Below are 8135 nucleotides of genomic sequence, written 5' to 3'. Positions count from 1 at the left end.
CAGCATTCGACGCTTGGCTATCGTTCACCCTGCCAGTATTTAGATGACTGGCTCACTGAGCAACATCAGGAAAAACAGGCGGCATAAAAGCCACCTGTTGGAAGACGAAAAATCGAGGGAAGCTCACTCCCAAAATTCACACGCCGGGAAATTCCAAGGGTTTGGGCGCACTACCTCAAACCGGAGATTTCCGATGAAAGCAAACGCCTTTGCCGCCCTGCAGGCCTGGACATACCAAGGCAAGGCCCCGAGCGTCTACACCTTCTTTGAAGCCGTGGCCCTTGCCGGCTTGGAAGAGCAACCTATCCGGCTCGACTCGACAACGCAGCGCGCCTTGTTGGGCTTCCCAGTCTTCGGCCGGCGCTCGATCACTGTCCACAAGGCCGGCACCGTGTCATCCGTGGTCAAAGTCGCCTTGGCAGAAAAAGCACATTGTCAAGGCTTTTCCAATAAAACGTCTACTTGGTCGGTTCTGGGCAAAAAACGGTGGCCGATTCGGAACGCCTGTTCAATGTTCATCCGTCCACGGTGACGCGACTACTGGCCCGTAACAAGCCAACAAAATAGCTGGAGCATCCGAAAAATCCTTAGCGTACGATTTTTTCCGTTTCCCCTGTTCTCCCCGTAAATCGAATATATTGCTTGTCATATAGGGCAATTTACCCTATTCTTCATTTTGAAGGCCGGGCATTTCGCCCAGGTCAACAACCGGAGATTTCCGATGAACGACAACCAACAGCAGCAGCCCGTTACCGCGTCCTTGGTGGCCGATAACCACCGGCTTACCTTCCTACCTTCTTACTTCGGGCCGCGTCTGATGATGCGAGGCGAAGCCTTGGTTTATGCCTGGTTGCGCCGACTGAGTGAGGACTACGACGGCGGGTATTGGAACTACTACACCTTGACCAACGGCGGCTTCTACATGGCTCCCAAGCCGGACAAGCGCCTGCGTGTGGAGGTGGACGGAAACGGGTTCAGCGGTGAAATGTCGGCCGACGCTGCCGGCATCGTGGCGACCTTGTTTGCGCTGTGCTAGCTCGCCTCTGAAATCCAAGACAGGGATGCCACCGCAACCGACGCGCTGGTGGATCTCTACCTACTTCTGCGGGAGTTTGCGGACGGCCACGCCGAAGCCCGCCCGATCTTCCGGGCCATCGACTAAGACCGCTGGCCCCGGCTGCAAAGCTGGGGCCACTACTCGACCGAAACAGGAGTGATTTCATGAAAATGCTGAACGTGATTCTTGGGGTGCTGGTACTGGCGGCCGCAACGCTGGCGTTTCCTGCCATGTTGGCAAGCATCGTGGCTGGTGCCGCTGGCGTGCTGATGCTCGCATCGGCCGGCCCTACGCTTGCCCCGGCTCCCGTGGTTCAAACGGTGCAGATCGTGCGCCAGGTAGAAGCTCCCACGGTGAACGTCTTCGAGCTGGAAGGTGGGACGGGCGTTGTGGTGTTTCGCCAGGTCAACGGAAAGCTGGTCAGCCGCTTCTATCGCGCCCAGGCATGAATCCATGAACGACGAGAACAGGCCCGAGCTGGTGCCCGCTGGGTACGTGCTAGTTGACGTGGTTTTGACCACGCACCAGGCTTTCATCGTCAGGAAATGGGAGGCAGCGGCACAGCTCAAGATCGAGGCCGCGAGAGCGGCAACAGCCAAGCCAAGGTTTGACGCCAGGAATAAAGTCGAAGACTTCCGACCAGGTGTGCGGTGCGAAATCGTCAGTGTGCATCACCCGTGCTTTTCGAGGGACGCAGGTAAAGTCATCGTCGTTACCAAGGTAAGCGCAGATACGCGCCAAGTGTGGGCGCACGACGATAGACCTGTAACCTACAAGATAAATCGAAACGGGAGAAGGGTTGTCGATTCCGACCCTCGCTGCATTCAAGCCGTGTACGGCATGGATGGCCTGCGAGTGCTCGAATGATTTTTTAGAAGAAAGGAGCTGTGCAATGACAGAGGCAAATATCAGGCTGGAATGCCTGCGGCCGGCAACAAGTGGCTGGGTGCAACCAACGGGGGAAGAGGTGCGAGAGGTGATGCGCCTTGCGGGCTTCACCGGAGGGCATGCCGCGAAGGTGCTGGGGCTTGGAGCCAAGGGCGACAGGACGGTGCGCCGCTGGATTGGGGAGGATTCGGCAATCCCCTATGCAGCTTGGGCGCTGCTGTGCGATTTTGCGGGCCAGGGGTGCATCTGGAAGGAGACTTAACAACCAGTTTTTACGCCAGGAGAAGAGTTTTAGCGGCTAAAAAATGGTAAAGTTTAGCTAAATTCGCTTGACAACTAGGGCAAATTGTCCTATACTTCAGTTGAAGGCCGGGTAATTCACTCAGGTCAACAACCGGAGAACTCCGATGAGTAAATCAAGCGTCATGCCGTGGATCGACCTGCTTCCGAGCGTGGCATCCACCACCTTGCAAGCCCGTCGCGATCAAATTGGCGAACTGATGTTGAAAGCGGCAGAACTTACGCGCCAAGGCGCTGCGCTCGCAAGCGTATTTCAACGGGTGTTCCTTGGAAGCGGACGCCAAGGGAAATTGGTCGATTGAAGTGATAGAGCAGGCGAAACGCTGCGCTGGGTAGTAAGGAAACGCCCCGAAGTTATCCGGGGCGTTTTGGCGAAGGCACTGACATACCCAAGCCCAGGCGCGGACACCTGCACCCAGCATTAGAAACTGGAACGCAATAAGGGGTCAAGCAATGACGAACATCATCAACTTCCCGAGGCGGGCGAAGCCTGCCATTGAGGATGCGCCAAAGGCCGCAACGCCATTGCCTACGCCTGTCAAGGCGGGCATAGGCGCGGCCGTGCTCAAGGCGGTTTGGGTTGTTGTGGTGCTGGTCTGGCCGATCCTGAAATGGGTTGTCGCGCTCGATTGCGTCTACCACCTCATTCGCATGATGTATCACTGGAACACGCCAGGAATACATGCTGGTGTCGCGTTCCTGCTTCATTTCGCAGTGCTGACCATGCTCACGTACTTCGTTTCCGTCTATCGGCCGAAAGGTCTTTGAGGAAATTTTAGCCGCTAAAACGCTTGACGGCTTGCAAAAGTTTAGCTAAACTTCTATCTAGGCTGCTGGCTGACACCGGCATTTTTCAACTAGGCGCGGAGCAACGAGTATGGGTGAATTTCATGAAGAAACGGCTGTCCGAAGCCCAGTTTCAAGCGTGCATCAAGGGCTTGGAGGTGGGTCAGCAAACTATCGAGATAGCGCACGGCGTGTTGGTGCAGGGGCAACCGCAAGCGTCGTTCGTGGTTTCGCTGGGTCTGTCCAGGGGGGCAGTCTCGCAAGCGGTGAACAGAGTGTGGGCCGCGTTTGCGGCAACGAATTTACCCCAGGGGTACGAGAGGGTTTCGGCGGTTCTGCCGGAGCGTCAAGCGTACATCGTCAAGAAATGGGCCGAGGACGCCAAGAAACGGGAATCCAAGAAATGAAGACACTCGTGGTCGCGCAACAAAAAGGCGGGGTCGGCAAGACCTCTAGCCTGGTTCACCTGGCATTCGACTTTTTCGAGCGTGGCTTGCGTGTCGCGGTCATCGACCTTGACACCCAGGGGAATGCTTCTTTCACGCTGCAAGAATTCGGTAGCGGCTATCTGACAAGCCAACTGTTCGACCAGGACGGCGATGCAGTGCGCAAGGCGTTTGCAGAGCTTCCCGAAGGCCCTTTGATGCGCCTGATCGAGTCCGATGCTGTTCTGGCGAACATGGAAAAGCGCAGCCTGACCGACGCGGCCGGGGCCTTCAAGGCGAACATCAAGGCGCTGGCCGACTGCGGCTTTGACGTGGTGCTGATCGACACCGCTCCCGCCCTTGGCGTCAGTCTGGCGGCCGCGTTGTACGCGGCAGACTGCGTTTTGTCCCCCATCGAGCTTGAGGCGTACAGCATCCAGGGCATCAAAAAAATGCTCACCACGATTGCGAACGTGCGCAAGGTGAACACGACGCTGAAATTCCTTGGCATGGTTCCGAGCAAGGTGGACGCCCGAAACCCTCGCCATGTTCGACACCAGGCTGAATTGCGGGCCGCCTATCCGCAATTGATGATCCCGGCCGGCATTGGGCTGCGCAGCAGCATCGCCGATGCGCTGGCCTCCGGGGTGCCGGTATGGAAGATCAAGAAGACCGCCGCTCGCAAGGCCACGCAGGAAGTGCGCGCACTGGCCGCCTATGTTTTTGAAAAGATGGAGATTCAACAATGAGCACCGCAACCAAGAAAGCGCCCGGCAAGGGCACCACAGAGGCCCCAGGCAAGCCGCAATCGTCCGGCCTGGGCCTGGATAGCATGGGCGACCTGTCGGCGCTCCTGGACGCTCCTACGGCCGCCGCGAACGGTGGTGGCCCGCTGATGCTGGAAATGGATCTGATTGACGAAGACCCACACCAGCCGCGCACCGAGGACAACCCCGGCTTCTCCGATGAGAGCCTGGACGAGCTGGCGGCGTCGATCAAGCTGCGTGGCGTCAAGACGCCGATTTCCGTGTGCGACAACCCGGCCGCACCAGGGCGCTACCTCATCAACCACGGCGCACGGCGTTTCCGTGGTTCCAAGCGGGCCGACAAGACCGTGATTCCCGGTTTCATCGACAACGACTACAACGAGGCCGACCAGGTTGTCGAGAACCTGCAACGCAACGAGCTGACGGCCCGCGAGATTGCCGACTACATCGGCCGCGAGCTGGCCAAGGGAATCAAGAAGGGCGAGATTGCCAAGGCCATCAGCAAGTCGCCGGCTTTCGTGACGCAGCACGTCACCTTGCTTGACCTGCCAGACCCGATTGCCGCGGCGTTCAATTCGGGCCGCGCCAAGGACGTGACGGTCATCAACGAGCTGGTGACGGCCTTCAAGAAGAAGCCGGAGGAAGTCACCGACTGGCTGGGCGACGAGAACCAAGAAATCACGCGGGGTTCGGTCAAGCTGTTGCGCGAGTTCTTGGACGACAAGCGCAAGCAAGAGCAGCAGGATGGCGGCGAGGGCGCTGGTGACGAGGGCGGGGAGGGCGACGGCCAAGAAGGTTCGGACGCCAAGAAGAAGGACAAGGAGAAGGCCGACGATCCCGACAAGCTGAAAAAGGCCATCGTCCAGGTGCAGCACAACGACCGGCCGGCGCGGCTGATTCTGAATCGCCGTCCACCAGCCGAGGGCTTCGCCTGGTTGAAGTACGACGATGACGGCCAGGAGTTCGAGGCCAATCTGAGCAGCGTTACGCTGGTCGCCTTGGTCGAGGGCTAATCCTCAGTAGACGAAGGTTTCGGGTGCGTCAACAGCCGAAGCCTTCTAACCACGCCGCAACCTGGATGAGAGGTGCTATATGGCTACCGGAAATGTTAGCAGCACGCCGACGCTCGATGAGCCGAGCGAGGCAGAAGTTCACCAGCTCCAGACACTCATTTGCCGCTGCAAGGATGCCTTGAGCGCTGCCAGTGTCGCTTGCGCCCATACAGGGGTGAGCGGCCAAAAGGCTATGTGTTTCGTCCAGACGTTGCTGGCCGATGCCATGCGCAAGATTGACCTGGCCGAGCTGGAATTGATCGCATCGAGCTGCGACCGACGCCGACGCTGCGCTTGCGCCGCAGGCCGATGCAACGACCAGCAGCGCGCATAAGACTGCCGCCCCCCGATCCCCAAGCCACCCGCCCACCGAGGCGGGTTTTTTTCGTCCATCGCGCACCAGGCCGGGCGCTTTAGCCGCTAAAAAAGTTTAGCTATACGCTTGACAGGTAATAATAAGAATATTATTCTTCTTATTATTACCAACCGGAGCCGACCACATGGAACTAGCCAAAGACACCCGCGACCGCATCTTTGCCACCGCTGACTCGCTGTACGAGCAGGCCGGCCGTGCGGCCTTTCCGACCGTTGACGCCGTGCGCAAGACGGCCAGGGTCAACATGAACGACGCGAGCGCCGGCATGAAGGAGTGGCGACGTGCGCAGACGGCGCAGGCCGCCCCGGTGGCCGTCCAGGTGCCCGAGGTTGTCATGCAGGCCAGCAGCGCGGCGCTGGCCGCCCTGTGGCATGAGGCGCAGGAGCTGGCGAACGAATCGTTGCGGGCGGCGCAAGCCGGCTGGGACGCCGAGCGGATCGAGGCGGAAACGCTCAACAAGCAGATGGCCGACGCCTTCGAGGCGCAGAAGACCGAGCTGGAAGCTGGCCAGGCCAGAATTGAAGAGCTGGAAGCTGCCGGCCGCCAAGCGGCGGCCGACGCCGAGGCGCAACGCCAGCAGATCGAGGAAACGCGCAACGCCTTGCTGGGCGTGCAGCAGCGGGCCGCCGTCGCCGAACAGCGAGCCGAAGAAATCGAGCGCCGGGCATCCGACCTGCGCACCGAGCTTGACCACGCGCACCAGGAGGCCGCACAAGGCCGCGCAGAGCTGGCCGGGGTGCGCCAGGCTCATGCGGCCGAGATTGAGGCGCTACGGGCCGATTTGGCGACTTCCCAGGCCAAAGCCGAAGCGGCAGCAGAGAAGGCGGCGGCCGTCGCCGACGCGCTGCGCACCGAGTTGGCGACTGTGAAGGCCAGGGCCGAGGGCGCCCAGGAGGCGAACCAGGAGCAACGCAAGCAGGCTGCAACCGAGGCGCACCGCATGGCCGAACGCATGACGACAGCGCAAGCCGAGCGCGACCAGGCGGGCAAGGGCGAGCGCCAGGCGCGAGAAGAGGCGCGAGAAGAGGCGGCCACGTTGCGCGGCCAACTGGACGCCCTCAAGGAACTGAATACCCAATTGATGCAGGCAGTCAAGGCAAAAAGCGACAACGCAGAGCAAAAGACCCTCAAAAAGACTGATAAATCGAACACTTTGGGATAAAATGGAGTGTTGTCGAAACGCGACAAGTTACCCTAATCAGGCCAAAATGCCCCTTTTTGACCGAAACAGACTCTAAAGGAGCATCCAGATGAAGCAACGCCTTCTTGTAATGAACGGGCAACGTCTTGTTCAGAGCGAGCAAGGGGGGCAGTGGAATACCGACAAGGTGGAGAAAGCTGGGTCAGTGAAACCCGGCATCTACAACATCCACCTGTCCAGTCAGGCCGACAAGGCAAAAGCCCATGAAGGCGTGATCGTGCATACCGACAAGGATCACGTCTACCAGCAAGTCGGCAAGAGCTTTGTCATGCATAACCGGGCGGATTTCGATAAACTGCCTGAAATCGGCGCGAATTCAAGCGTCAAATACGACAGCGGCAAGGCGGTAGTAACCGCGTCGTCAATCAAGCTAGGGCGAGGCATATCTTGATTGCTAACTTTAGCGGCTAAAATTTAGGAGGCGCTTTACATGATCCAGTCCAAGGAATCGCAGGCGGCCCGGCCGGGCCTACAACCCGCAAAACCAGGGCTGGATGCCGTCGCCCAGGGGGACGCTCTCTTGGAGCGTGCGCAGGAGGCCCAGGCCGAGCAAACCGCACTTCTTGAGGCTTCCCCCTTGGAGTCCCAATACAGCGCCGCTTTCGCGGCGCAGGTCGAGGCGAAGCACGACCAGGCCGAGCGGATCGAAGATCGGCTTGAAAACCTGATCGAGCAGCAGGCGTCACGCTTGCAGCAAACGCAGGCGGGTCAGCCCGGTCTTTTGTCGCGCCCTGGTGCCCGCGCCAAGTGGCAAAGCCAAGTTCAGCAACAGCAGAGCGCTATGCAGCGCCTTCACGGCCGGCTTGAGGCCGTGCGCGAAATCAAGGAGGGCATGGGTGCTCACGGGCCACGCATTGAAGAGCTGGCGCACCGCAAGGTGCGCGCCCACGAGCCGGAGCTTGCGAAGGACTGGGAAGAAATGCGGGAGGCCCAGTGCCTTCATCAAGCCTTGCTGCGCAAGCAGGAGCAAGAGAAGAAGCAAGCCTCGGAGCGCGAGCGGCGGGGCGAACCTGTTGGGCGGGGGTTGCGCCTCGGTTTGACCCAAGCCAGATAAACGAAAGCCCGGCTCGCCGGGCTTTTTTCATCGGAGCGCGACCCATAGGGCCACGCCCGCAGCAACCAGCGTGATACACGACGCCAACACGTTGAACATCGCAAGAGGGTGTGCTGGATTTTGTGTAAACGGAATTTCGTTTAATTCGGCTTCATCCGTTCTTCAAACTGGATAGTGAAGCGGTTAAGTGCTCCCTTCCAGTCCCGCAATGGCATCGTCCACTTCTTGC

Annotated in this window: 12 protein-coding genes and 2 pseudogenes; all 14 read left to right on the top strand. The window is 59.4% G+C overall.

The genetic code is table 11. The features are described 5' to 3' along the window. Nucleotides 1-193 precede the first annotated feature (193 nt). The 14 genes and pseudogenes from ACIQ0R_RS12495 to ACIQ0R_RS12430 all read left to right on the top strand — a co-directional run bounded on the left by ACIQ0R_RS12495 (nucleotide 194) and on the right by ACIQ0R_RS12430 (nucleotide 7906). Entirely contained in the window at nucleotides 194-532 is a 339-nt protein-coding gene (locus ACIQ0R_RS12495) for a hypothetical protein (protein ID WP_395828000.1), read from the top strand. A gap of 189 nt (nucleotides 533-721) precedes the next feature. Beyond that, nucleotides 722-1162: pseudogene (locus ACIQ0R_RS12490) on the top strand (antirestriction protein). A gap of 59 nt (nucleotides 1163-1221) precedes the next feature. After that, the gene (locus tag ACIQ0R_RS12485; RefSeq protein WP_395827997.1) at nucleotides 1222-1506 is read left to right on the top strand and encodes a hypothetical protein; all 285 of its coding nucleotides are present in this window, start codon (nucleotides 1222-1224) and stop codon (nucleotides 1504-1506) included. Between the two features lie 4 nt (nucleotides 1507-1510). Further along, complete coding sequence (locus ACIQ0R_RS12480) at nucleotides 1511-1924, top strand: hypothetical protein (protein WP_395827994.1); 414 nt, start codon at nucleotides 1511-1513, stop codon at nucleotides 1922-1924. Between the two features lie 25 nt (nucleotides 1925-1949). Beyond that, a complete protein-coding gene (locus tag ACIQ0R_RS12475) occupies nucleotides 1950-2207 on the top strand; it encodes a transcriptional regulator (RefSeq protein WP_395827991.1) in 258 nt (85 codons plus the stop codon). Between the two features lie 145 nt (nucleotides 2208-2352). Next, a pseudogene (gene kleA / locus ACIQ0R_RS12470) lies at nucleotides 2353-2581 on the top strand (stable inheritance protein KleA). Between the two features lie 117 nt (nucleotides 2582-2698). Beyond that, nucleotides 2699-3013 carry a KleE stable inheritance protein gene (gene kleE / locus ACIQ0R_RS12465; RefSeq protein ID WP_395827988.1) on the top strand — a complete coding sequence of 105 codons (315 nt, stop codon included), beginning with the start codon at nucleotides 2699-2701 and terminating at the stop codon, nucleotides 3011-3013. A gap of 122 nt (nucleotides 3014-3135) precedes the next feature. After that, entirely contained in the window at nucleotides 3136-3438 is a 303-nt protein-coding gene (locus ACIQ0R_RS12460; RefSeq protein ID WP_395827984.1) for a transcriptional regulator KorA, read from the top strand. After that, nucleotides 3435-4205 carry a ParA family protein gene (locus tag ACIQ0R_RS12455; RefSeq protein ID WP_395827981.1) on the top strand — a complete coding sequence of 257 codons (771 nt, stop codon included), beginning with the start codon at nucleotides 3435-3437 and terminating at the stop codon, nucleotides 4203-4205. Before ACIQ0R_RS12460 ends, ACIQ0R_RS12455 begins: the two co-directional genes overlap by 4 nt. Further along, nucleotides 4202-5236: a transcriptional repressor gene korB gene (locus tag ACIQ0R_RS12450; protein WP_395827978.1), complete on the top strand. Its 1035-nt coding sequence runs from the start codon at nucleotides 4202-4204 to the stop codon at nucleotides 5234-5236. Before ACIQ0R_RS12455 ends, ACIQ0R_RS12450 begins: the two co-directional genes overlap by 4 nt. Nucleotides 5237-5315: 79 nt before the next feature. Further along, nucleotides 5316-5609, top strand: coding sequence for a hypothetical protein (locus tag ACIQ0R_RS12445; RefSeq protein ID WP_395827974.1), 294 nt, complete (start codon nucleotides 5316-5318; stop codon nucleotides 5607-5609). Between the two features lie 166 nt (nucleotides 5610-5775). After that, on the top strand, nucleotides 5776-6813 hold the full coding sequence (locus ACIQ0R_RS12440; protein WP_395827971.1) for a DNA-binding protein: 1038 nt from the start codon (nucleotides 5776-5778) through the stop codon (nucleotides 6811-6813). A gap of 88 nt (nucleotides 6814-6901) precedes the next feature. Next, a complete protein-coding gene (locus tag ACIQ0R_RS12435) occupies nucleotides 6902-7243 on the top strand; it encodes a KfrB domain-containing protein (protein ID WP_395827968.1) in 342 nt (113 codons plus the stop codon). 39 nt (nucleotides 7244-7282) lie between these two features. After that, complete coding sequence (locus tag ACIQ0R_RS12430; RefSeq protein WP_395827965.1) at nucleotides 7283-7906, top strand: IncP plasmid survival protein KfrC family protein; 624 nt, start codon at nucleotides 7283-7285, stop codon at nucleotides 7904-7906. Nucleotides 7907-8135 lie beyond the last annotated feature (229 nt).

This window comes from Collimonas sp., from assembly GCF_044339385.1.
In the GTDB taxonomy this organism is placed as follows: domain Bacteria; phylum Pseudomonadota; class Gammaproteobacteria; order Burkholderiales; family Burkholderiaceae_D; genus Collimonas.
This window is presented reverse-complemented; position numbering and strand designations above follow the sequence as displayed.

What these genes read in the sequence shown, in the direction of transcription:
- ACIQ0R_RS12495 (WP_395828000.1), top strand. Translation starts at nt 194, where the DNA reads ATGAAAGCAAACGCCTTTGCCGCCCTGCAGGCCTGGACATACCAAGGC.
- ACIQ0R_RS12460 (WP_395827984.1), top strand. Translation starts at nt 3,136, where the DNA reads ATGAAGAAACGGCTGTCCGAAGCCCAGTTTCAAGCGTGCATCAAGGGC.
- ACIQ0R_RS12485 (WP_395827997.1), top strand. Translation starts at nt 1,222, where the DNA reads ATGAAAATGCTGAACGTGATTCTTGGGGTGCTGGTACTGGCGGCCGCA.
- ACIQ0R_RS12445 (WP_395827974.1), top strand. Translation starts at nt 5,316, where the DNA reads ATGGCTACCGGAAATGTTAGCAGCACGCCGACGCTCGATGAGCCGAGC.
- ACIQ0R_RS12430 (WP_395827965.1), top strand. Translation starts at nt 7,283, where the DNA reads ATGATCCAGTCCAAGGAATCGCAGGCGGCCCGGCCGGGCCTACAACCC.
- ACIQ0R_RS12480 (WP_395827994.1), top strand. Translation starts at nt 1,511, where the DNA reads ATGAACGACGAGAACAGGCCCGAGCTGGTGCCCGCTGGGTACGTGCTA.
- ACIQ0R_RS12455 (WP_395827981.1), top strand. Translation starts at nt 3,435, where the DNA reads ATGAAGACACTCGTGGTCGCGCAACAAAAAGGCGGGGTCGGCAAGACC.
- ACIQ0R_RS12475 (WP_395827991.1), top strand. Translation starts at nt 1,950, where the DNA reads ATGACAGAGGCAAATATCAGGCTGGAATGCCTGCGGCCGGCAACAAGT.
- kleE (WP_395827988.1), top strand. Translation starts at nt 2,699, where the DNA reads ATGACGAACATCATCAACTTCCCGAGGCGGGCGAAGCCTGCCATTGAG.
- ACIQ0R_RS12450 (WP_395827978.1), top strand. Translation starts at nt 4,202, where the DNA reads ATGAGCACCGCAACCAAGAAAGCGCCCGGCAAGGGCACCACAGAGGCC.
- ACIQ0R_RS12440 (WP_395827971.1), top strand. Translation starts at nt 5,776, where the DNA reads ATGGAACTAGCCAAAGACACCCGCGACCGCATCTTTGCCACCGCTGAC.
- ACIQ0R_RS12435 (WP_395827968.1), top strand. Translation starts at nt 6,902, where the DNA reads ATGAAGCAACGCCTTCTTGTAATGAACGGGCAACGTCTTGTTCAGAGC.